Below are 21,826 nucleotides of genomic sequence, written 5' to 3' on the forward strand. Positions count from 1 at the left end.
GTTGGATGATTGACTCAAGATCCACGTAGAAGGCGGGACGGTTGGCATGGGGAGGGACCGGCAGTGAGCCAGGAGACCGCAGACGGCGCGGGCCGGGCGGCGGGATCGGGACGATCGGCCCGAGCCCTGGACGAGGTGGACCGGCGGATCCTTGACGAGCTGGTCCGGGACGGTCGGACGTCGGTGCGCACCCTCGCCGAGCGGATCCACATTTCCCGCACCAACGCGTACGCGCGGGTGGAGCGGCTGCTGCGCGACGGGGTGATCACCGGCTTCCGGGCCCAGGTGGCACCCGAGGCGGCCGGGCTGGGCACCTCGGCGTACGTCGCGTTGACGATCGAGCAGAACACCTGGCGGGAGGTGTCAGCCGAGCTGGCCCGGGTCCGCTACATCGAGCACGCCGCGCTGCTCGGTGGCGACCACGACGTGCTCGCGCTGGTCCGCGCGCCGGACAACGCCGCACTGCGGGATGTGGTGCTGGGCCGGGTGCAGAGCATCCCGGGGGTGTTGTCCACCCGCACCTGGCTGGTGTTCGAGGAGTTCGACGGGGCCGGCAGCCCCTGGGCCTGAGCGCTCAGCGCTCCGGTGGGGCCTCCAGCCCGTCCCGGTCGGCCAGCTCCAGCAACGGCTCCAGCGAGTGCCGGTCGCCGTCCAGGCCGGCGTGCGGGTCGCCACGCTCGGCGAAGCGGGCCGGCATGCTGAGCACGTCGACGGCGAGGTTGCCGCTCGGTCAGGCGATCAGCAGCGCGCCGACCACGATCAGTGGCAGCCCGACGAAGAGGAAGATGCCGACCCCGGTGAGCACCCGCCCGCCGCCGGCCGTCTCGCGCTCCGATGCGGCGCCGAAGATGGCGCGCGGGCCCAGCATGCCGATCCGACTCATCGTCAGGTCACCCGTCACACCGAGGAGCCCGCCCACCACTATCAACGCGATGCCCAGCCGGTTGGTGTACTCGCCGCCGGCGACCGCCACCCAGATCGCTGCCGCGACCGCGACCAGCACCCCGGCGATCACGAACAACAGAAGCGCTTCCCGCAGACCTCGCACGATCGTCACATCGACACATCCCCACCAGTCGCCCCGGACACATTGTTCCGCATCGAACCGTCGTGGCGCTGCCCCCAAGCCGACAACTGTGGCTGGCGCACCGCGCTGGTGGTGGGCGGCTCCCCCTTGACCCCGGCGCAGTGTTGCCCGCCGGAGTGGCCGCGCCGCGCGCCTTCGACGGGGCCGCCAGCCCCTGGTCGTGACGGCCGGAGCTCAGCGTTCCGGCGGGGCCTCCAGCCCGTCCCGGTCAGCCAGCTCCAGCAACGGCTCCAGCGAGTGCCGGTCGCCGTCCAGGCCGGCGTGCGGGTCGCCACGCTCGGCGAAGCGGGCCGGCATGCTGAGCACGTCGAAGTCCTCCGGGCGGGCGTCGTCCAGCTCCGCCCACTCCAGCGGCGCCGACACCAGGGCCTGCGGTGTCGGCCGGATCGAGTACGCCGACGTCACCGTGTGGTCGCGGGCCATCTGGTTGTAGTCGATGAAGACCGGCCGGTCGCGTTGGTCGCGCCACCAGGTGGTGGTGACCAGCTCCGGCAACCGGCGTTGCATCTCCCGACCCAGGGCGAGCACCGCCCGGCGACACTCACCGAAGCTCCACCGCGGCTCGATCGACAGGTAGACGTGCAGGCCCCGCCCACCGGTGGTCTTCGGGTAGCCGGTCATCCCCAGCTCGGCGAGGAACGCGTTGACCTCGCGGGCCACCGGTACGACCTGCTCGAAGCCGACGCCGGGCATCGGGTCGAGGTCGATGCGCAGCTGGTCGGGGCGTTCCACGTCCGAGGCGCTGACCGGCCACGGGTGGAAACGCAACGTGCCCAGGTTGGCCGCCCAGATCACCACGGCCAGCTCGCTGGGCGCGATCTCGTCGGCGGTACGGCCACTGGGAAACGTGATGTGCGCGGTGCGTACCCACTCGGGCGCGCCCGCCGGCAGTCGTTTCTGGTAGAACGCGTCGCCCCGGTTGGTCTGTCGGGTCGCGATCGTCGCGCCCTCGAAAACCCCACGCGGCCAGCGCTCCAGCATCGTCGGCCGGTCACGCAGGGCACGCAGGATGCCGTCACCGACCGCCAGGAAGTAGTGGACCACGTCCAGCTTGGTCAGCCCCCGCTCGGGGAAGTAGGGCTTGTCGGGGCTGGAGACGCGGACCAGCCGCTCCCCCACCTGGATCTCCTCGGCCGCCGTCGCCACGCCACCGAGGGTACGACCTGCGCACACGCCGGACGCCCACCGAGCGGACATCGGCATGGCGGATCACCGGACACGGTTACCGTCGGTGGCGCCCGGGTAGGGGTGCCGCATGGCGGAACTGGCAACCCTCTGGATCGTCCGACACGGCGAGAGCACCGCGAACGTCGCGGCGACGCACGCCGAGGCGTCGGGCGCGGAGCTGATCGATCTGACCCACCGCGACGCCGACGTGCCGCTCTCCGCGACCGGCGAGGACCAGGCCCGGGCGACCGGCCGTTGGCTGGCCGAGCTGCCGGACGCGAAGCGCCCGGACGTGGCGGTGGTGTCGCCGTACCTGCGCGCCGTGCAGACCTCCCGGCTGGCGCTGGCCGGCACCGACATTCCCGTTCACCGCGACGAGCGGCTGCGCGACCGGGAGCTGGGCATCCTCGACGGGCTGACCGGGCACGGGGTGCGGCGGCGGCACCCGGACGAGGCCGACCGTCGGGAGCGGTTGGGCAAGTTCTACTACCGGCCGCCCGGCGGCGAGTCCTGGACGGACGTGGCGTTGCGGCTGCGGACGCTGCTGGGCGACCTGCGCCGTGACCACGAGGGTAGCCGGGTGCTGCTCTTCGGCCACGACGCGCTGGTCTTCCTGCTTCGTTATCTGGTGGAGGGGTTGACCGAGGATGAGCTGATGGTGCTCACCCGCCAGGAGGTGATCGCCAACTGTTCGATCACCGAGTGGTCGGCCGACGGCGAGGGCCGACTGGCGCTCACCGCCTTCAACCGTGTCGAGCACCTGCGTCAGCAGGGCGCCCGGCCAACCAGGGAGGACGAGATCCATGCCGAGCCGGTCTGAGGTGAAGGTGATCACGCCGGGGCTGCTGCGGGACTGGGCACTGCCGGTGCCGGCCGGGGGCAAGGAGAGCCGCGGCACCGTGCTGGTCGTCGGCGGCTCCCGTTTCACCCCGGGCGCGGTGCTCCTCGCCGGGGTGGCCGCGTTGCGCGCCGGGGCCGGGGTGCTCCAGCTCGCCGCCGCCGAGTCCACCGCCGCCACGCTGAGCATCGAGGTGCCCGAGGCGCTGGTGGTCGGCTTGCCGGAGACCGCCGACGGCGCTGTCGCCGCCGACCGGGACGGCCAGCTCGGCGAGCTGGTCGCACAGGCCGACGTGGTGGCCCTCGGCCCCGGGCTGAAGGCGATCGACGAGACCAACCGCCTGCTGAGCCTGGTCCTGGACGCGGCCCGGCCGCAGACGTCACTGGTGCTCGACGCGTACGCGCTCGGTGCCCTCAGCCACGCACCGGATCTGCTGGTCGGCTCGGGCCGGCCCGTGGTGCTCACGCCCAACGTCACCGAGGCCGGGCACCTGCTCGGGCGGGATCCGGGCGACGACCTGGACGCAGAGGCGGCCGAGCTGGCCGTCCGCTACGAGGCGGTGGTCTCGTTGTACGGGCACGTGGCCGCCCCCGACGGGCGGGGCTGGCGGGAGGAGAGCGGCGACGCCGGGCTGGGCACCTCCGGCAGCGGGGACGTGCTCGCCGGGTTGCTGGCGGGGCTGCTGTCCCGGGGAGCCGACCCGGCTCAGGCCGCCTGCTGGGGCTCGTTCGCGCACGCGGTGAGCGGTCAGCGGCTGATCCCCCGGTACGGCCGGATCGGCTTTCTGGCCCGGGAGTTGCTCGACGAGATCCCCCGCACCCTGGCGATGGTCTGAGGCGGTTTCACCTGTTTTCCGCGTTCGGCGTGGGGGTACCGGAACCCCACCAGCCGAGACTTTTCAGGGAGGTCATACCGGTGTCGACCGATGCCATCGTCCTGCTCAAAGAGGACCACAAGGAGATGCGCCGCCTGTTCAAGGCCTTCCAGGATGCCGAGGAGGGGCCTGCGAGCAAGCGGCAGAAGCTGGTCGGGCAGATCATCGAGGCCCTGACCGTGCACACCTACCTCGAGAACGAGGTGATGTACCCGGAGGTCCGCCGGCTGCTGCCCGACCTGGAGGACGACATCCTCGAGTCGTACGAGGAGCACCACGTGGCCGACGTGCTCTGCGCCGAGCTGGCCGCCATGGACGCGGACCACGAGCACTTCAACGCCAAGACGACGGTGCTGATCGAGAACGTGACGCACCACGTCGAGGAGGAGGAAGAAGAGTGGTTCCCCAAGGTCCGCGAGGCACTGGGTCGTAAGCAGTTGCAGGAGATCGGCGAGAAGATGATCGCGCTGCGGGCGGAGGCCCCTCGTACGCCCAGTGACCCGAAGGCGATCAAGAAGGCGATCGACGCGGTGACCGCCTGAGGCGCCTGCTCACACCGAAGGGCCCGGCACGATGCCGGGTCCTTCGTCGTGCACCGGGTCAGTCGCCCGAACCCGGCTCGGCCATCCGGCGGTGCTGTTCGGCCTTGAGCTTGTCCGGAATGATCTTGCCGGCAGCGGTCTGCACCTTGTTCATCAGCGAACCCGCGGTGACCGTCTGATCGCCCTTCATCAGCGCCTCGAAGCCCTGCGCGGCGACCTTCGCCGGGTCGTCCTTGGAGCCCGAGCCGACCCGGGTGTCCTCCATGTCGGCCCGATCGAAGAACTCGGTGTCGGTCGGCCCGGGCATCAGCGAGGTCACCGTGACACCGGTGTCCTTCAACTCGTTGCGCAGCGCCTCGGCGAAGGACTGCACGAACGACTTCGAGGCGTTGTACACCGCCTGGAAGGGCCCCGGCATGGTCGAGGCGATCGACGAGGTGAACAGCACCCGGCCGGTGCCCCGCTCGACCATGCCGGGCAGCAACCGCTTCGCCAGGTGCACAGTCGAGCGGACGTTGAGGTCGACGATCTCCAGCTCGTCGCGCAGGTCGGTGCCGCCGACGAAGGCGCCGCCAGCGCCCCGGCCGGCGTTGAGCGCCAGGGCGTCGACCGGGCGACCGGTGGCGGCGATCGTGGACGCCAACTCCTCCACGCCCTGCTCACGGGCCAGGTCGACACGGACGGGCTGGACCTCCGGGCCTCCGTCGCGGCGCAGCTTCTCGGCCGCCGAGGAGATGCCGTCGTCTTCGGCGACCACGATGAGGTCGAAACCGTGCTCGGCGAACTGCGCCGCCAGTTCGTACCCGATTCCGCTGGACGCCCCGGTCACCACGGCGAGCGGCCGGTCGGTGGACGGTGTGGTCATGATGGGTGACTCCTCTCGTGCGGGTGGCGGTCGTACCGGCGGGGGTGACCGCTCCCTACCGAGTGCCCCGACGTCGGCCGCCCAACCCTTCCGACGCGCGGCGTGCGGAGGTCGCCCGGGACGGCCCCGGCCGGCCCGGTAGGATCGGACCGGGCCGTTACTGGCGCGTGGGGATGGACAACCATCGGGGAGCGGCCCCGTCATGAGGACGTTTGCCGAGCGCCTGGGCCTTCCCGCACGTCTGTTGGAGGTCGCATGTCGCGCAACGCCGAGTCCACCGCATTCCGTAGTGCCCTTGAGGTGATCCGGGCTGTCGAGCCGCGGGTGGCCGACGCCATCGGCGCCGAGCTGACCGACCAGCGGGAGTCGCTCAAGCTCATCGCCAGCGAGAACTACGCCTCCCCGGCGACCCTGCTGGCCATGGGCAACTGGTTCAGCGACAAGTACGCCGAGGGCACCGTCGGCCGCCGCTTCTACGCCGGCTGCCAGAACGTCGACACGGTCGAGGCGCTCGCCGCCGAGCACGCCCGGGAGCTGTTCGGCGCCGCGCACGCGTACGTGCAGCCGCACTCGGGCATCGACGCCAACCTGGTGGCTTTCTGGGCCGTGCTGGCCGACCGGGTGGAGTCCCCCGCCCTGAAGAAGGCGCAGGTCCGCCACGTCAACGACCTCACCGAGGCCGACTGGTTCACGCTTCGCCGTGAGCTGGGCAACCAGCGGATGCTCGGCATGTCGCTGGACGCGGGCGGCCACCTCACCCACGGGTTCCGGCCGAACATCTCCGGCAAGATGTTCGACCAGCGCAGCTACGGCACCGACCCGGCGACCGGTCTGATCGACTACGACCGGGTGGCCGAGGCGGCCCGGGAGTTCAAGCCGCTGATCCTGGTCGGCGGCTACTCGGCGTACCCGCGGAAGGTGAACTTCCGGATCCTGCGGGAGATCGCCGACTCGGTCGGCGCGACCTTCATGGTCGACATGGCGCACTTCGCCGGCCTGGTCGCCGGCAAGGTCTTCACCGGCGACTTCGACCCGGTGCCGCACGCTCACATCGTCACGACCACCACCCACAAGTCGCTGCGCGGCCCGCGCGGCGGCATGGTGCTCTGCCAGCCGGAGCTGGCCGACCAGGTGGACCGGGGCTGCCCGATGGTGCTCGGCGGTCCGCTGCCGCACGTGATGGCCGCGAAGGCGGTCGCCCTCGCGGAGGCACGCCGGCCCGACTTCGCCGACTACGCCCAGCGGATCGTGGACAACGCGCAGGCGCTCGCCGAGGGGCTGCTGCGGCGGGGCGCGAAGCTGGTCACCGGCGGCACCGACAACCACCTGGTGCTGATCGACGTGTCCGGCTACGGCCTCACCGGCCGGCAGGCCGAGCAGGCTCTCCTGGACTCGGGCATCGTCACCAACCGCAACTCGGTCCCGCAGGACCCGAACGGGGCCTGGTACACGTCCGGCATCCGGGTCGGCACGCCCGCCCTGACCACCCGGGGGCTCGGCACCGCCGAGATGGACCAGACCGCAGAGCTGATGCACACCGTGCTGACGCAGACCACCGCCGGCGCCAACGCCGACGGCAGCCCGTCGAAGGCGAAGTACACGCTCGACCCCGCTCTGGCCGACAAGGTCGCCCGCCAGGCCACCGACCTGCTGGCCCCGCACCCCCTCTACCCGGCGATCGACCTGACCTGACCTGACCGGCCCCGACCGCGGCGCCGGCCGCGTCGATCATGGAGTTGTGGTGCGCGAAACGGGCGGATGTACGGCGTTCGTCCACCACCACAACTCCATGATCGACGACGCGGGTGGGGCTCGGGGGGCGTCGCAGGGGGTTAGTTCATGGGGCGCTTCAGGTGGTAGCGGTGGACCTCGGTGCTTCCCTGGACGTTGTTCACGTCCTCGGCGGCGGAGACCAGCTCCCATCCCTCCCGGCCGGCGCGGTTGAGGTGCGCGATGGCGGTGTCACCGAAGGCGGTGATGTCCTTACGGGACCCGTCCGGCGCGTACCAGACGAACGAGACATGGAAATTGCGGCCCTGTCCCTGATAGCGGCGGACGAGCAGGGCGTACTCCCAGGCAACCATGCGGCCTATTATGACCGTCCAACCAGGACGACGGCACGCGGGTCGTCGCGCATTGCCATCCGATGAACGCGCTGTGTCAACCCGCCCGGCGGGTCACCTCGTCGGTGATCAGGGCGGCCAGGCGGTCCAGCCCGACGTCGATCTGTTGTGGTGTCACCGCGCTGACCGACAGCCGCAGCGCGCACACCGGCGCGGTGTCGTCGTAGAAGTGCGCCATCGGCGTCCACAGCACCCCGTAGTCGCGGGCCGAGCGGTCCAGCAGCGCGTCGTCGACCGGAAACGGCACTGTCACCACCACGAAGAACCCGCCGGCCGGCACCGTCCAGCGCACCGCCGCCGGGCCGCCCGCCCGGACCGGGAACCGCCGGCGCAGCCCGGTCACCAGGTGGCGCAGATTCCGGGTGTACGCGGAACGCTCCCGGGTGTTCGCGGCCACCAGGCTGCACCCGTTCTCCAGCAGCCGGCCGCCGATCACCGCCTGCGCGATCGGTGACGTGTTCACCGTGACCATGCTCTTGATCATGGCGAGCTGGTCCGCGAGCGGGCCGACCCGGCCGTCCGGCCCGGCCACCCGCTGGTCGGCGACCACGTAACCGACCCGCGCCCCGGGCAGCACGGTCTTCGCGAACGAGCCGAGGTAGACGACCCGACGCCCGGTGTCCAACGCCTTGAGGGTGGGCGGGCGCGGCCCGTCGGCGGAGTGGAACAGCCCGTACGGGTTGTCCTCCAGCAGCAGCAGGTCCTCCTCGGCGGCCAGCGTGAGCAACCGTCGCCGGTCCTCCGCCGAGATGCTGACCCCGGACGGGTTGGCGAAGTCCGGCATCACGTAACAGGCACGCGGCCGGAGCCCCGCCGCCCGGGCCCGCCGCACCTGGGCCGACAGGTCGGCCAGGTCCACCCCGGACGGTCCGCCGGCAACCGGCCACACCGGCAGGTCGACCAGCCGGGCCGCCCCGGTCAGCCCGACGTAGGTCGGGGCGACCGCGAGCAGCACATCCTCCGGTCCGGCGCGCAACGCCCGCAGCACCAGGAACATCGCCTCCTGGCAGCCGACGGTCACCACGACGGCCTCCGGGTCGACGGTGATCCCCTCGTCGACCGCGAGGTTGCGGGCGATCAGGTGGTGCACGATGCCCTTGGTCCGGCCGTACTGCAGCAGCAGCCGCCGGGCCTGCTCGGACGAGTGACCGAGGTCGTCGGTGAGGTGCCGGTGGAACGTGTCCAGGTGCCGGTGCACCGCCGCGAGGTCGAAGAACTCCTCGTACGGCCGGCCGGCCGCCAGGGACACCGCCGCCGGGTAGCGCTCGGACACCTCGTTGAGGAAGTTCATCGAGGTCAGCGCCGGATCACCCAGCGCGGGGTGCAGGTCGGCGACGGCCAGGTCGACCGGCTCGGTGGCAGTCACCGCTCAGCCCGCATCGAGCGTCCGCAGCGCGGCGGCCGCCACGGGGTCGGCGCAGCCGGCCAGGATGAGCGCGTCGGTCAGCTCGGCGGCGAGCAGCGTCAGCGCGTCCCGCGCGCCGCGTTCGCCACCGGCGGCCAGCGCCCAGAGCAACGGCCGGCCGACCAGCACCCCGGCGGCGCCCAGCGCGAGCGCCCGCAGCACGTCGGTGCCGCTGCGGATGCCGCTGTCCAGCAGCACCTGACAATCGCCGCCGACCGCGTCGACGACCTCCGGCAACATGGTGACACTGGCCGGCGCGCCGTCGAGTTGCCGGCCGCCATGGTTCGACACGACCAGCGCGTCCGCGCCCACCCGGACCGCCTCGACCGCGTCGCGGGGGTCCAGCACTCCCTTGACCACCAACGGCAGGTCGACCTGCTCGCGTAGCCAGGCCAGGTCCGCCCACCGCAGCGCCGGCGCGAACGAGGAGGCCGTGTGCGCGGCGAGCGCGGACACCCCGGGTGCGCCTGCGTGCGCCAGGGCGTCGCGCCCGTCGGGCAGGTTCGCGGCCACCACGTCGTCCGGCAGCCGGAAGGCGTTGCGGAGATCCCGGGGACGCCGGCCGAGCACCGGGACGTCCACGGTGACCACCAGTGCCCGGCAACCGGCCGCGACGACCCGGGCCAGCAGGTCACGGACGAGGGCCCGGTCGCGCAGCCAGTAGAGCTGGAACCACACGTCCGCGCCGACAGCGGTGACCTGTTCGAGAGGTGTGCTGCCCAGCGTGCTCGCCAGGTACGGGATCCCGGCCGCGCCGGCCGCCGAGGCGAGGCCCAGCTCCCCGTCCGGGTGCACCAGGCGCTGGTACGCCATCGGCGCCACCCCGACCGGCATGGCGTACGGGCGGCCGAGCAGCCGGGCGCCGAGGTCGACGGTGTCCACCCCGCGCAGCATCCGGGGCAGCACGGCGACCCGGTCCAACGCGCGACGGTTGGCAGACACTGTCACCTCGGACGCGCTGCCGCAGTCGACGTAGTCCCACACGTCCTCCGGCAGCACCGTGCGGGCCCGCTCGGCGTAGTCGGTGAGCGACACGGCCGGCAGGTCGGTCAGCACCGGCTCAACCACCGCGCACCGCCGTGCCCGTCGGGTCGTCCGCCGGCTCGTCACTCCCGGGCGCCAGCCCGAACCGTTCCCGCAGGAACGCCGCCGCGTCGGCCTGCGCCCGCCGGCCGTCGGTGAAGACGCCCGGCATGGCGAAGAAGCCGTGGATCATCTCCGGGTAGTGCCGCACCCGGGTGGGTACGCCGGCGGCGGCCAGTCGCTCCGCGTACCGCTGCCCCTGCGCGCACAGCGGGTCCAGCTCGGCGGTGACCACCAGCGCCGGGGGCAGGCCGGTCAGGTCGTCGGCGAGCAGCGGCGACGCGAGGGGGTCCTGGGCGTGCGCCTCGTCGGTCAGGTAATGCGTCCGGTACCAGGCCACCGAACGGCTGTTGAACAGCGTCGGGTCGTCGTCGGCCGGGTCGGTGGGCTCGCCGCTCTGGTCGGTGTTCGGATAGACCAGCAACTGGGCGGCGAGCGTGGGCCCGTCTGCGCGGCTGAGCAGTGTGACCGCGGCGGCCAGGTTCCCGCCGGCGCTGTCCCCGCCCACCGCCAGCCGGTCCGGGTCAACGCCCAGCCGGTCGGCGTGGCCGGCGACCCAACTGGCGGCCGCGTGGCAGTCGTGCACCGCCGCCGGGAAGGGATGCTCCGGGGCGAGCCGGTAGCCGACGGTGATCACCTGACAGGGCACGGCGTTGGCCAGTCGACGGCAGATGCCGTCGGCGGTGTCGATGCTGCCGAGCGTCCACCCGCCGCCGAAGAAGTACAGCAGGGTGGGCAGCGGGCCCGACCCGGCCGGCCGGTACACCCGCAGCGGCAGGTCGCCGGCCGGGCCGAGCATCCGCTCGTCGCGTACCTCTGCCACCGGTTCGGCCGCGCCGGAGCCGGCGCGGATCGCGGCCAGGTCCGCGGCGCGCGCCTCGGTCAGCGTCTGCGTGTACAGCGGCGGGGTGCCGGTCGCGGCGCGGGCCGCCCGGTACGCCGCCACCTCCGGGTGCGGGGCCATGCCGCTCCTATCCGCCGGTGCTGACGAGCAGCTTGTCGATGCCGCGCAGGAACAGGCTGCCGCTGTACGTGGGCGTCTCGGTGACGGTCAGCCCGGGGAACCGGGCGAACAGGCGGGGCAGCGCGAGGCGGCCCTCCAGTCGGGACACCGCCGCGCCAAGACAGAAGTGCAGACCCACCCCGAAGGCCAACGACGGCGGGCCGGGCCGGGTCGGGTCGAAGACGTCCGGGTCCGGGAACCGTGCCGGGTCCCGATTCGCAGCCCCGATGATGATCAGCACGTTGTCGTCCCGGGCGACCGGCACATCACCGAGCACCATGTCGGCCGGCGCGGCACGGGCCAGGAAGTGCACCGGGCTCTCCAGTCGCAGCACCTCGTCGACGCAGCCCGCGGTCAGCTTGTCGTCGGTGGGCATCGCCGCGACCGTCTCCGGGTGGGCCAGCAGCAACGGCATCCCGTTGCTGAACATGTAGACGGTGGTGACGAAGCTGGCGTTGAACAGCACGATCAGGTTGCTGACCAGCTCCTCCTCGGTCAGCTCCACCTCACCCGAGTCGAGGGCCTCCACCAGCCCACTCAGCAGGTCGTCCCCGGGCACCCTGCGGCGGTGCGCCAGCAGCTCCCGGTAGAAGACCCGCAGCTCCTCCGCCGCGGTGTTGGCGGCGGCCAGACGTTCCGGGGTCTTCCCGGCGACGTCCAGGAACTCGTCGATCCATTCCACCCGCTCGCGGTACCACGCCAACTCCCCCGCCGGGATACCGATGAACTCGGCCATCACCAGGGCCGGGACCGGGTACGCGAAGTCCGCCACGAAGTCCACCACGGCGTTTCCGGCGTCGGCCATCCGGTCCAGCAGCTCGTCGACCACCCGCAGGATCACCGGTTCCAGCGCGCCCAACCGGCGTGGGGTGAAGGTGCGGGAGAACACGTGCCGCATCCGCGTGTGGTCGGGCGGGTTCACGAACATCATCGACGTCTGGAAGGTGCGCAGGATCTCCTGCTCCTGCCAGCCCGGCGGCGGCTGTTTGGTCCACTCCGGATCGCGCAGCAACCCGTCGACGAGGTCGTAGCCGACCGCCACCGCCGCCACCGTGCGGTGCTCGGCCCGGGCCGGGACCGCGCTGACCGGCCCGAGCTTGTGCAGGCCTGCGTACCACGGGTACGGGTTCTGTCGGCCCTGCTCGCTGTACAGGCCGGTGAGCAACTCCTGCGCCGTCACGACGCGCTCCTCCCCAGGATGTCGGTGCCGGGGCGGCGAGGATCACCCGCCGCCCCGGCCGGTGTCACAAGCCGAGCAGCCGCAGCGGCACGGCGTTCGCCAGCGCCTGGTTGCCGGCGTCGTTCGGGTGGATGTGGTCACCCGAGTCGTACGCGGGCAGCAGCTGACTGGGTCGCGCCGGATCGCGCAGCACCCGGTCGAAGTCGAGCAGCCCGTCGAACTCGCGGCTGCCACGCAGATACGTGTTCACCGCCTGCCGGGTGGCTTCCTTCTGCGGAGTCCACACGCCGGGCGCCCCGTGCCCCTCGTACGGGGTCAGCGTGGCCACCAGGCTGGTCAGCCCCCGCTGCTGGAGTTGCTGGTTGATCTGCCGCAGGGTGGCGATGATCGCCTCGGGTGAGTCGTTGGACATCCAGATGTCGTTGATGCCCAGGTGGGTGACGACAGTGCGCACCCCGGTCTGGGGAAAGACGTCCTCGTTGAGCCGGGCCGCCGCGTTCGGCCCGAGCTGGTAGTAGCCGGGGTAGTTGCCGTCGCCCGGCTCGGTGCCCTCGTGGTTGAGGCGGTTGCCGGCCAGGCTGAGGTTGAGCACGCCCGGGGTGCGCGGGTCCGGCCGGTCGGCGAGCAGCCGGTCGGAGAGCAGGTCGGGCCAGCGCCGGTTGGCGTTGACGGTGCTGCCGTTGCCGTCACCGATGGAGTCACTGAGCACCACCACCGCGCCCGGGGTGGCCCTGCGCTGCACGTCGATCCCGGAGAGGAAGAACCAGCAGCAGGTGGGGCGGGTGGTGAACCCGGTGCCCTCGGCGGCACCGGTCAGGTCGCCGGCGCCGATGAAGTTGGCCTGCTGCGACTGCCCGTGGAAGGTGGTCGGGCCGGTCGGCGTCGGGAAGTGCACTGTGACCACCAGGTCGCTGTCGTCCGCGACCGGGAACGCCAGCGGGTCGCTGAGCAGCTCCGCGCCCCGGTTCATGGTCGCCGAGGCGTTGCCGGTGAAGGTCAGCGGGCGCACCGAGGCCGGATCGATGTCGGAGAGGTCGTCGGCGGTGGCGGTGTTGGGTCGGGCGACGGTGGCCCGACCGACCGCTACCGCCTGCTCGCCGTAGAGGTTGCTCAGACGGACCCGCAGCGCCGGACCGCCCACCGAGACGTGCACGATCATCCGTACGCTCTGGTCGTTCAGACCGGTGTTGGTCAGCCCGACCGAGTTGCCCCGGGTGACCGCGGTGGCCCAGCTGCCCGCCCACTCGGAGCGGTCCGGTCGGGCGGCGGCGGTCCCGGACGGACCGGCGCTGGCGACGACCGCGGGTGTGCCTGTGACCAGCAGCGCGGCCGCGGCGGCGATGACGTGCCATCTCTTCGGGGTCGACATTGAACCTCCATCGTGTGGCAGCCCAGGGCCGTCCGCTGACGGCGCCCGCCTGGACGATGGTCCAGAAACCTAGCCGCCGCCGCTGACGGGCGTCAATCAACCTGATCGACGCGATCAAATGTCCGGCGGGCCTGTTGGATCGCCCCGTCGGCACGGTTCCGACCAACCGTTACCGGCCTAGGCTCGCAGGCGGCGGGCTCACCGGAGCGCGCGCCACCGTCGCGTCGCCACCGGGCGCTGCCCGGGGACCGCCGCTTTCTCGGATGGGGGCAGTCGGATGACTGACGGACCTGGGCACACCTACGTGGACCGAGTGTTGGATCTCTTCGCCGGCTTCGGTGACCGGGAGGCGCTGGTCGGCGGGGACCGCCGGCTCACCTACACCGAGGCCGCCGCGTTGGTGCGGACGATGGCCGCGACGCTGACCCGGCACGGCGTACGCCCCGGTGCGGCGGTGCTGGTGACAGTGGCGAACGCGGTCGAGGGCCCGTTGCTCCAGCTCGCGCTGCATCTCATCGGATGCCGGACCATGTGGGTCGCCCCGGTGACCGCGCGCCGGGAGGTCGACGAGTTCATCCGCCTGGCCCGCCCGGACGCCCTCGTCTACGACGCCCGGGACCCGGCCAGTCTCGGCCCGGACCTGGCCGCCGCGCTGCCCGGCACACCGGTGTGCTGTCTCGGCCCGGGGGGCGCCGGCCCGGACCTCACCGCCGACGCCGACGCGGCGGAACTGCCGGCATCCGTGCCGGCACCGGAGTCGTTCCTGCAGACCAGCGGCACCACCGGCAGCCCCAAGCTGGTGCACCACCGGGAGAACTTCTACGCGCAGATCCTCACCCTGGCCGCCGACTTCCGCGCCGCCGGGTTCCCGCTGCTGCGGCACCTGTCGCACTCGCCGATGTGGTTGGCCAGCGGGCAGATCACCACCCTGTTCAACCTGTTCACCGGCGGGGTGCTGTTCCTGCGCGACGACTGGGACCCGGTGGCGTTCGTGGACACCGTGCAGCGGGAGCGGATCAACTCCACCTTCGTCACCCCGCCGATGCTCTACGAGGTGCTGGACCACCCGGCGCTGGTCGGCGCGGACTTCAGCGCCATGTTCATGTTCAACGTGGGAGCGGGGCCCGCCGCGCCCGCCCGGCTGCGCCAGGCCATCGCGCGGTTCGGCCCGGTGCTGCGCATCGTGTACGGCCTCAGCGAAGCCGTGGTGATCACCGCGCTGCCCGGGTTGACCGATGACCCGGAGCACCCGGAGCGGCTGCGGTCCTGCGGTCGACCCTACGGCGACGTGCGGATCGAGATCCGCGACGAAAACGGCACGGTGCTGCCGCCAGGGCGTGACGGCGAGGTGTGGGTGCAGACCCGACTGAGCTTCGCCGGCTACCACGGCCAACCCGAGCTGACCGCGCAGACGCTGGTCGACGGTTGGGTGCGTACCCGCGACATCGGGCACCTCGACGACGACGGTTACCTCTACCTGGTCGACCGCGCGCACGACATGATCGTCACGCACCGGCGGAACTGGGCGATCTTCTGCCGCCCCATCGAGGACGTGCTGGCAGGGCACCCCCAGGTGCGGGCCGCCGCCGTGATCGGCGTACCGGACGACACCGTCGGCGAGGTCCCGTACGCGTACGTCGTGGTCGCCCCGGACGCCACGGTCACCGGCGCGGAGCTGATCGACCTGGTGACCGCGGAGCTCAATGAGATGTGGGCGCCGGCCGGTGTGGAGTTCGTCGACCGGTTGCCGGTGAACCGGTCGGTCAAGGTGGACAAACGGGCGCTGCGCGAGCGGTATGCGGCGCGTCGGGCGGCGGCGGTCGGGGCGTGACCCCCCGCCGGCAACTGGTCGTCCTGGTCGGCGCGGACCTGATCTCCAACCTGGGCACCCGCATCTCGGTGGTGACCATCCCGTGGCTGGTGCTTGTCACCACCGGCAGCCCGACCAAGATGGGCCTGGTCGCGTTCGCCGAGACCCTGCCGTACCTGCTGTCCAGCGCGCTGGGCACACCCTGGGCGGACCGGATCGGCCTGCGCCGCACGTCCATCCTCTGTGACGCCGGCAGCGCGGTGGCCATGGTGGTCGTCGCGCTGACCCCGTGGTTGGGTTTCGGTTCGCTGGTGGCGCTGGTGGCGCTGGCCGGCGCGCTGCGCGGCATCGGGGACCGGGTGAAGCACGTGATGTTCCGGCCGGTCGCCGAGGCCGCCGGGGTGCCGCTGATCCGGCTGACCTCGGCGTACGACGGGCTGAGCCGGGTGGTGACCCTCTTCGGCGCCGCCGTGGGCGGCGTGCTGATCGCCGCGTTCGGGGTGACCGAGGCGATCCTCATCGACGCGGCCAGCTTCGGTGTCTGCGCGCTGCTGATCGGTGTCCTGGTCCGGCCGCCGGCCGCGCCGGCGAAGCCCGCCGAGCCGGAGAGCTACCTGCGCGCGCTGCGTGCAGGGTTCGGCTACCTGGGCCGGGACCGGCCGCTGCTCAGCATGCTGCTGGTCATCTCGGCGCTGAACATGGTGGCCAACGCCAGCGTGGCCGTCTACATCCCGGTCTGGGTCGCCCGGGAGCTGCACGGCCCCAGCGGGCTCGGTCTGGTGCTGGCGGCGTTCTCGGCGGGCGCGCTGCTGGGCAACGTGGTCTTCACCGCACTCGGGCCGAGGTTGCCCCGCCGGCTGACGTTCCTGGTCGGGGCACTGATCGCCGGCACACCCCGGCTGGTCGCACTGGCGATCAGTGACGAGCTGCCGGTGGTGCTCGTGGTGACCTTCCTGTCCGGCATCGGCATTGCGGCGGTCAACCCGTTGCTCGGGGTGGCGCTCTACGAACGGGTGCCTGCCGAGTTGCAGACCCGGGTGATCGGCATCGCCGGGTCGTTGGCCTTCGTCGGTCTGCCGGTCGGTGCGCTGCTCGGCGGCTGGTCGGTGGACGCGCTGGGTCTCACCCCGGCGCTGCTGACCATGGCGGTGGCGTGCCTGCTGGTCAGCGCGTACCCGCTGCTGACCCGGCCGTCCGAGCCGAGGACACCGACGCGGCCCACCCCTGCCGTCGCGCCCTGAGAGTTGGGCTCGCACGAGCACACTGCGGCTTGCTGAGCGCGTACCGTGTGGGCATGCCGAGCTGGGAGGACGTCCGCCGGATCGCGCTCGCTCTGCCGGAGACCACCGAGCGTCCGTCGTACGACGGGTTGCCGGCCTGGCGGGTCCGGGACAAGCCGTTCGTGTGGGAGCGACCGCTGCGCCGCGCGGACCTCGACGCCCTCGGTGACGCCGCGCCCGACGGCCCGCTGCTCGGCGTACGAGTGGTCGACCTCGGCGTCAAGGAAGCCCTGCTCGCCGACGACCCGGCGGTCTACCTCACCACCCCGCACTTCGACGGGTACCCGGCGGTGCTGGTCCGGCTCGACCGGATCAACCTGTCCGAGTTGACCGAGGTGGTCACCGAGGCGTGGTATGCCCGCGCCCCGAAACGCCTCGCCGCCGCCCACCGCGCCGATCACGGGCCGACCGACGGCTAGTGCCGTGACCGGGAACGTTCACCGGGCTGGCGTCGGGGCCGGAACCGAGGAGCGGACCTCCGTCCACCTGGCGGAAGTGCGGTTGACGGATTGAGCAGTCGGTCCTCATTGGCCTGATTCACGGGACTGCACCGCACCGGCCCGCTCGCTATCGTCCTGACAACGGGCGATTGCTCGGCGTCACGGGGTCCTGGTGCCGCACGGCCAAACCGGCCGACCAAGTCAGGGAAGAGGAGCATGCGTCTCACGCGCAGTCGCCTGGCGAAGGGGGCGGCGTTACTCGCCACCGCCGTCGTCGCGGGCACGACCATCAGTTCCACCGCGCAGGCGGTGAGCGGTGTCAGTCCGGTGCCCTCGGGCACCTACCTGTTCACCGCCAAGATTCAGAACGACCTCGGGGCCTGTTCCGCCGCCCTGGTCGACCCCACCTGGGTGGTCACCACCACCGACTGCCTCACCAGCGGTGGCCAACCCGTCGTCGTGGGGCCGCCGACGCGCCCGACGACCGTCACGGTTGGACGGACGGACCTGACCGCCACCGGGGGGCACGTGATGGCCGTCACCGCTCTGGTGCCGCACCCCTCCCGCAACGTGGTGCTCGCCCAGCTCGAACGACCGGCGACAGGCGTCACGCCGATCTCCCTCGGTGCGGCAGCGACAGCGGGAGAGCAGCTCATGGCCGCCGGCTTCGGCCGTACGGCCACCGAGTGGGTGCCCGACAAGCTGCACGCGGGCGCCTTCGCCGTTACAGGCATCGCCAACACGACCGTCACCATCGACGGCAGCGACACCGCCACCAGCCTGTGCAAGGGCGATGCCGGCGGCCCTCTGGTGCGGGTCAGCTCGGGCGCGCCCCAACTGGTCGCCCTGCACGACCGCTCCTGGCAGGGCGGCTGTCTCTCCGAGACCGAGACCCGTCGCACCGCCACCGAGGTCCGGGTCGACGACCTCGGGTCCTGGATCTCCCAGAACACCCGCAACAGCTACGTGGCGCTCTCGCCCGCCGGGGCCCTACTGGACACTCGCAGCGGCGTCGGCGCCACCGCGGGCCCGCGTACCGGTGCGGTCACCACCGACTTCCAGGCGCTCGGGGTCGCGGGAGTCCCGGCCACCGGCGTCACCGCCGTCCTGGTGGACGTCACGGCGATCAGACCCACCACCGCCGCCTACCTGACGGTGTTCCCGCAGGGGTCGCCACGGCCGGCCACCTCCTCACTCAACGCCTCCCCCGGCGAGACGATCTCCACCACCCAGGTGGTCAAGGTCGGGCCGGACGGCAGACTCTCCGTCTACCACCAGGGCGGCAGCACGAACGTCCTCGTCGACGTGCGCGGCTACTTCACCAACAGCGGGGGCGGTGGCCTCGTCGCGGTGCCACACACCCGCGTCGTGGACACGCGGAACGGCACCGGCACCACCACCGGCACGATTCCCACCAACGGCAGCCGCACGTTCACGCTGACCGGCGGCGTCATTCCGGCCGGAGCGAGTAACGCGCTGCTCGACGTGGCCGTGGTCGACGCCGTCAGCGGCGGCTACCTCAACGCGTACGCCACGGGTGGCGCGGCCGACCCGACCAGCGTGATGGACTACGCCGGTGGGGTCACCTCGCAGGGGCTCTCGGTCAAGCTCTCCTCGGCGGGCCAGGTCACCTTCGTGAACCGGGGTCCGGCCGTGCACCTGGTGATCAGCCTGGAGGGTTACATCGCGGCCTCCCCGGCCGAGGGTGCGGATCTGCGCCTCACTCAGGCCATCCAGGTCGTGGACACCCGCGCCAACGGCGGGGCACCCCTCAAGACGAAGGGTGAGCTGTTCCTCAACCTCACCGGCGCCAACGGCATTCCGCTGAACGCGATGGACGGCGCGCTCATCTCGGTGACGACGATCAGCCCCACCACGAACGGGTATCTGACTGTCGAACCGGACGGGATCTTCGCGTACACCAACCCAGGCGGGCCGGTGGTGAAGAACCCGTCGGTGTCGAATTTCACCGCAGGTCACCTGGCCCGTACGACGATGGTGGTCACCAAGGTCGGTCGGGACACCGGCCAAATCGGTGACGGCAAGCCCGGCGTGATCAGAATCCTGAACGTCAGCAGCGGCACCGTCCACGTGGTGGTGACCCTGCACGGCTGGTTCAACAAGCCGGCTGGCAGCGCCAACTGACCGACGCTCCGCGGCTCCTACCCTGGGCGGGTAGGAGCCGCGGAGCTCTGTCCAGCACCGGACCACTCGATTAGCCTGCGGGGCATGGCATCGACGTCGACCGAAGCAACGGATCCGTACTGCCTGCGGGAGGGCGAGAGCGCCGCCCTCCTACGCGGGCACGGGTGGCAGCGGTTCGTCGTGCTCGGCGACAGCGTGGCCGAGGGGAGTTGCGAACCCACGCCGGGCTACTCCGACCAGCAGTGGGCCGACCGGATCGCCACCGAACTGGACGCCGCCCGCCCGGGTCTGGCGTACCTCAATCTCGGTCGCAGTGGGCTGCGCGCGCACGAGGTGCGCGCCACCCAACTGGCCCCGGCTCTGGCGTTCGGCCCGGACCTGGCGCTTGTGGTGTGCGGCGGCAACGACGCCTTCCGGTCCCGCTACGACGCGGACAACGTCGACGCGGAGCTGACCGCGATGATCGTCGCCCTCCAGCAGGCCGACGCAGATGTGATCACGGTGGGCATGTTCGACGTCTCGTACAGCCCGGCGGTCCCGGAGGCCCTGCGCCCCGGCCTGCGGGAGCGGATGCGCCTCCTGTCCGCGCGCACCGCGAAGCTCGCCGAGCGCCTGGGCACCGTCCACGTGCACCTGACCGATCACCCGCTGACCGCCGACCCGACCCTGTACAGCACCGACGGCCGGCATGGTAGCGGCCGCAGCGACGCCATCGCGACAGCTGAAACCCTCCGTCGCCTGCACAGCCACCTGGCTGGCTCCGCAAGCTGACGCGCCGAACCGGGCATCACGAGCCGCCCGCCGAACCGCCTCCGCGCCGGGGTCGGTCGACGGGAATCACACGGGGCACCGCCGCGGCCACGGTTCTCCTATAGTGACGTCCGTCGAGATCACCCGCGGCGACGCCGGTGGTCGACACGTATCAGGAGAATGCGGCAGACCGGGCGGTCCGTCGTCCACGGGGGAGCCGATCGCGGCCGTTTCTGCGGCGGGCGACGGCAGATCGGAGATCTACATGCGGCGTGCCCGCACGTTGACAATGGTGATCGGCGCATTTGCGCTGGCGGTCGCCGGATCCGTACCAGCACAGGCGGTCAGCGGTGGCCAGGCGGTCACCGACAACAGCTACCCCTTCATCGCCAAGGTGGACTTCGGAGCCGCAGTGCGCTCCTGCACGGGCACGCTCCTCGACCCGCACTGGGTCGTCACCGCAGCGAGCTGCGTGAGTGAGACCGGGCAGCCGCCGGTGGCCGGCGCGCCGACCCAGGCCACCACGGTCACCGTCGGCCGGGTCGACCTGGCCAGCACGGGCGGGCAGGTGCGTACCGCCGTCTCGGTGGTGCCGCACCCCACCGAGAACCTGGCGCTGATCCGACTCAATCAGCCGGTCACCACCAGCGCCCCGGCCCAGATCGGCGCTGCCCCCGCCGTTGACGAGCAGCTTCAGGCACTCGGCTACGGCCGCACCGCCACCGAGTGGGTCCAGAACCGGCTGCACAGTGGCACGTTCAGCGTCACCTCGGTGACCAGCGGCACCGTCGGCCTCGACGGCACCGGTACCGGCGCCACCCTGTGTCGTGGCGACGCCGGCGGCCCGTCCGTTCGGCGCAACGGCAGCGCGGTGGAGGTGGTCGCCGTGCACGACCGTTCCTTCCAGGGCGGCTGCATCGGCGAGACCGAGACCCGGCGCACCGCCGTCGACACTCGTCTGGACAGCCAGGCCGGCTGGGTCGCAACCAGCATCGACGCCGCGCCGGACTGGCTCGCGGGTCAGGCGCTGCCGATCACGAACGGGCGTAGCGGGGACTGCCTGGTGACGACCGGCAACACGGACCGCACGCCGGTCGGCACCGCGGCCTGCTCGGCGACCGCGCCCGCGCAGCAGTGGACGTTGGTGCCGAACGGGTCGGGCACCTTTCATCTGAAGAATGTCGGCAACGGCAAGTGCGCGTACGGCGAGGCACCGGTTCTCGGCGATGTGAAGATCTACAACTGTGACAGCGGGATCACCCAGCAGTGGCGGATCACCACCGACTCGGTCCGCAGCCAGTTGAAGAACCTGGGCTCAGGGCTCTGCATCGCCTCCCCCGCCACCACCCCGAACGACATCCGGATGGACACCTGCGGCGCGTGGGACGACCACCACTGGGTGCAGAGGGGCAACGGCGGCGGCGCCTACGGCGCGCTCAAGGCGGAGGCGAACGGGCTCTGCCTGAAAAACATCACCGGTGCCGGCTATCGCGTGGGCCTGATACTGGCCGGTTGCACCAGCCCTCAACCGTGGACGCAGAGCGGTCTCACGCTCCAAGCGGACGGCGGCTGCCTCACGACAAAGGGAGCCACGACCCCTTTCCCTCGCGGCACCGCGATGAAACTTGAGGCGTGCAACGGCGCCAAGGAACAGGACTGGATGCTCATGCCCGATGGCACGATCAAGAACCCAAGCACCCGCAACTGCCTCGGCTACCGCTACGACTCCCTTGAGGGCGGCGCCTGGGTGCCGTCGATGGTCGCCTGCACCGATGGCGTGATCTGGCGGCTACCCGCCGCCTGACCGGCTGGCGTGGGGTGTGGCTGCGGAGATGCCTCCGCAGCCACACCCGTTGGTCGGGCTG

General features: G+C 71.8%; 20 protein-coding genes, 1 pseudogene and 1 riboswitch. Of the genes and pseudogenes, 11 read left to right on the top strand and 10 right to left on the bottom strand.

Translation table 11 applies throughout. The features are described 5' to 3' along the window. Positions 1 to 63 precede the first annotated feature (63 nt). The gene (locus GA0070619_RS13155; RefSeq protein ID WP_088948324.1) at positions 64 to 570 is read left to right on the top strand and encodes an Lrp/AsnC family transcriptional regulator; all 507 of its coding nucleotides are present in this window, start codon (positions 64 to 66) and stop codon (positions 568 to 570) included. 4 nt (positions 571 to 574) lie between these two features. Here the strand turns inward: GA0070619_RS13155 and GA0070619_RS32360 are convergent. The 3 genes and pseudogenes from GA0070619_RS32360 to GA0070619_RS13165 all read right to left on the bottom strand — a co-directional run. Then, positions 575 to 709, bottom strand: a pseudogene (locus GA0070619_RS32360) (ATP-dependent DNA ligase); the annotation flags it as partial. 21 nt (positions 710 to 730) lie between these two features. Next, positions 731 to 1,057, bottom strand: coding sequence for a hypothetical protein (locus tag GA0070619_RS13160; RefSeq protein WP_088948325.1), 327 nt, complete (start codon positions 1,055 to 1,057; stop codon positions 731 to 733). A 204-nt stretch (positions 1,058 to 1,261) separates the two neighbouring features. Continuing rightward, complete coding sequence (locus GA0070619_RS13165; RefSeq protein WP_088951771.1) at positions 1,262 to 2,284, bottom strand: DNA polymerase domain-containing protein; 1,023 nt, start codon at positions 2,282 to 2,284, stop codon at positions 1,262 to 1,264. A gap of 58 nt (positions 2,285 to 2,342) precedes the next feature. On the opposite strand from GA0070619_RS13165, the gene GA0070619_RS13170 reads away from it, so the two are divergent. From GA0070619_RS13170 to GA0070619_RS13180, 3 genes are all read left to right on the top strand, one after another. After that, complete coding sequence (locus GA0070619_RS13170) at positions 2,343 to 3,074, top strand: histidine phosphatase family protein (RefSeq protein WP_088948326.1); 732 nt, start codon at positions 2,343 to 2,345, stop codon at positions 3,072 to 3,074. Beyond that, the gene (locus GA0070619_RS13175) at positions 3,058 to 3,927 is read left to right on the top strand and encodes an NAD(P)H-hydrate dehydratase (RefSeq protein ID WP_088948327.1); all 870 of its coding nucleotides are present in this window, start codon (positions 3,058 to 3,060) and stop codon (positions 3,925 to 3,927) included. Before GA0070619_RS13170 ends, GA0070619_RS13175 begins: the two co-directional genes overlap by 17 nt. Positions 3,928 to 4,007: 80 nt before the next feature. Continuing rightward, the gene (locus GA0070619_RS13180) at positions 4,008 to 4,508 is read left to right on the top strand and encodes a hemerythrin domain-containing protein (protein WP_088948328.1); all 501 of its coding nucleotides are present in this window, start codon (positions 4,008 to 4,010) and stop codon (positions 4,506 to 4,508) included. A gap of 58 nt (positions 4,509 to 4,566) precedes the next feature. Here the strand turns inward: GA0070619_RS13180 and GA0070619_RS13185 are convergent, their stop codons facing one another. Continuing rightward, positions 4,567 to 5,373, bottom strand: coding sequence for an SDR family NAD(P)-dependent oxidoreductase (locus GA0070619_RS13185; protein WP_088948329.1), 807 nt, complete (start codon positions 5,371 to 5,373; stop codon positions 4,567 to 4,569). A 146-nt stretch (positions 5,374 to 5,519) separates the two neighbouring features. Then, positions 5,520 to 5,609: riboswitch (ZMP/ZTP riboswitch) on the top strand. 19 nt (positions 5,610 to 5,628) lie between these two features. Between GA0070619_RS13185 and GA0070619_RS13190 the strand changes: the two genes are divergently transcribed. After that, the gene (locus GA0070619_RS13190; protein WP_088948330.1) at positions 5,629 to 7,065 is read left to right on the top strand and encodes a glycine hydroxymethyltransferase; all 1,437 of its coding nucleotides are present in this window, start codon (positions 5,629 to 5,631) and stop codon (positions 7,063 to 7,065) included. A 140-nt stretch (positions 7,066 to 7,205) separates the two neighbouring features. On the opposite strand, the gene GA0070619_RS13195 is transcribed toward GA0070619_RS13190, so the two are convergent. The 6 genes from GA0070619_RS13195 to GA0070619_RS13220 form a co-directional block, all read right to left on the bottom strand. Continuing rightward, entirely contained in the window at positions 7,206 to 7,466 is a 261-nt protein-coding gene (locus GA0070619_RS13195; protein WP_088948331.1) for a hypothetical protein, read from the bottom strand. 67 nt (positions 7,467 to 7,533) lie between these two features. After that, entirely contained in the window at positions 7,534 to 8,862 is a 1,329-nt protein-coding gene (locus GA0070619_RS13200; RefSeq protein ID WP_088948332.1) for an aminotransferase class I/II-fold pyridoxal phosphate-dependent enzyme, read from the bottom strand. A gap of 3 nt (positions 8,863 to 8,865) precedes the next feature. Further along, positions 8,866 to 9,969, bottom strand: coding sequence for an alpha-hydroxy acid oxidase (locus GA0070619_RS13205; RefSeq protein ID WP_088948333.1), 1,104 nt, complete (start codon positions 9,967 to 9,969; stop codon positions 8,866 to 8,868). Continuing rightward, the gene (locus GA0070619_RS13210; protein ID WP_088948334.1) at positions 9,962 to 10,948 is read right to left on the bottom strand and encodes an alpha/beta hydrolase; all 987 of its coding nucleotides are present in this window, start codon (positions 10,946 to 10,948) and stop codon (positions 9,962 to 9,964) included. Before GA0070619_RS13210 ends, GA0070619_RS13205 begins: the two co-directional genes overlap by 8 nt. Positions 10,949 to 10,955: 7 nt before the next feature. Beyond that, on the bottom strand, positions 10,956 to 12,167 hold the full coding sequence (locus tag GA0070619_RS13215; RefSeq protein WP_088948335.1) for a cytochrome P450: 1,212 nt from the start codon (positions 12,165 to 12,167) through the stop codon (positions 10,956 to 10,958). A 64-nt stretch (positions 12,168 to 12,231) separates the two neighbouring features. Beyond that, entirely contained in the window at positions 12,232 to 13,509 is a 1,278-nt protein-coding gene (locus GA0070619_RS13220) for an SGNH/GDSL hydrolase family protein (RefSeq protein WP_172862201.1), read from the bottom strand. Positions 13,510 to 13,813: 304 nt separating this feature from the next. Here GA0070619_RS13220 and GA0070619_RS13225 point away from each other — a divergent pair, with 304 nt between their 5' ends. From GA0070619_RS13225 to GA0070619_RS13250, 6 genes are all read left to right on the top strand, one after another. Next, a complete protein-coding gene (locus GA0070619_RS13225) occupies positions 13,814 to 15,367 on the top strand; it encodes an AMP-binding protein (protein WP_088948337.1) in 1,554 nt (517 codons plus the stop codon). Next, complete coding sequence (locus GA0070619_RS13230; protein ID WP_088948338.1) at positions 15,364 to 16,587, top strand: MFS transporter; 1,224 nt, start codon at positions 15,364 to 15,366, stop codon at positions 16,585 to 16,587. Before GA0070619_RS13225 ends, GA0070619_RS13230 begins: the two co-directional genes overlap by 4 nt. A 53-nt stretch (positions 16,588 to 16,640) precedes the next feature. Further along, a complete protein-coding gene (locus tag GA0070619_RS13235) occupies positions 16,641 to 17,045 on the top strand; it encodes an MmcQ/YjbR family DNA-binding protein (protein ID WP_088951772.1) in 405 nt (134 codons plus the stop codon). A 237-nt stretch (positions 17,046 to 17,282) separates the two neighbouring features. Beyond that, entirely contained in the window at positions 17,283 to 19,211 is a 1,929-nt protein-coding gene (locus GA0070619_RS13240; RefSeq protein ID WP_088948339.1) for a S1 family peptidase, read from the top strand. An 84-nt stretch (positions 19,212 to 19,295) separates the two neighbouring features. Then, a complete protein-coding gene (locus GA0070619_RS13245; RefSeq protein ID WP_088951773.1) occupies positions 19,296 to 19,982 on the top strand; it encodes an SGNH/GDSL hydrolase family protein in 687 nt (228 codons plus the stop codon). A gap of 244 nt (positions 19,983 to 20,226) precedes the next feature. After that, a complete protein-coding gene (locus tag GA0070619_RS13250) occupies positions 20,227 to 21,765 on the top strand; it encodes a ricin-type beta-trefoil lectin domain protein (RefSeq protein WP_172862044.1) in 1,539 nt (512 codons plus the stop codon). Positions 21,766 to 21,826: the final 61 nt, after the last annotated feature.

The sequence above is a fragment of the Micromonospora zamorensis genome (assembly GCF_900090275.1).
Lineage (GTDB): Bacteria > Actinomycetota > Actinomycetes > Mycobacteriales > Micromonosporaceae > Micromonospora > Micromonospora zamorensis.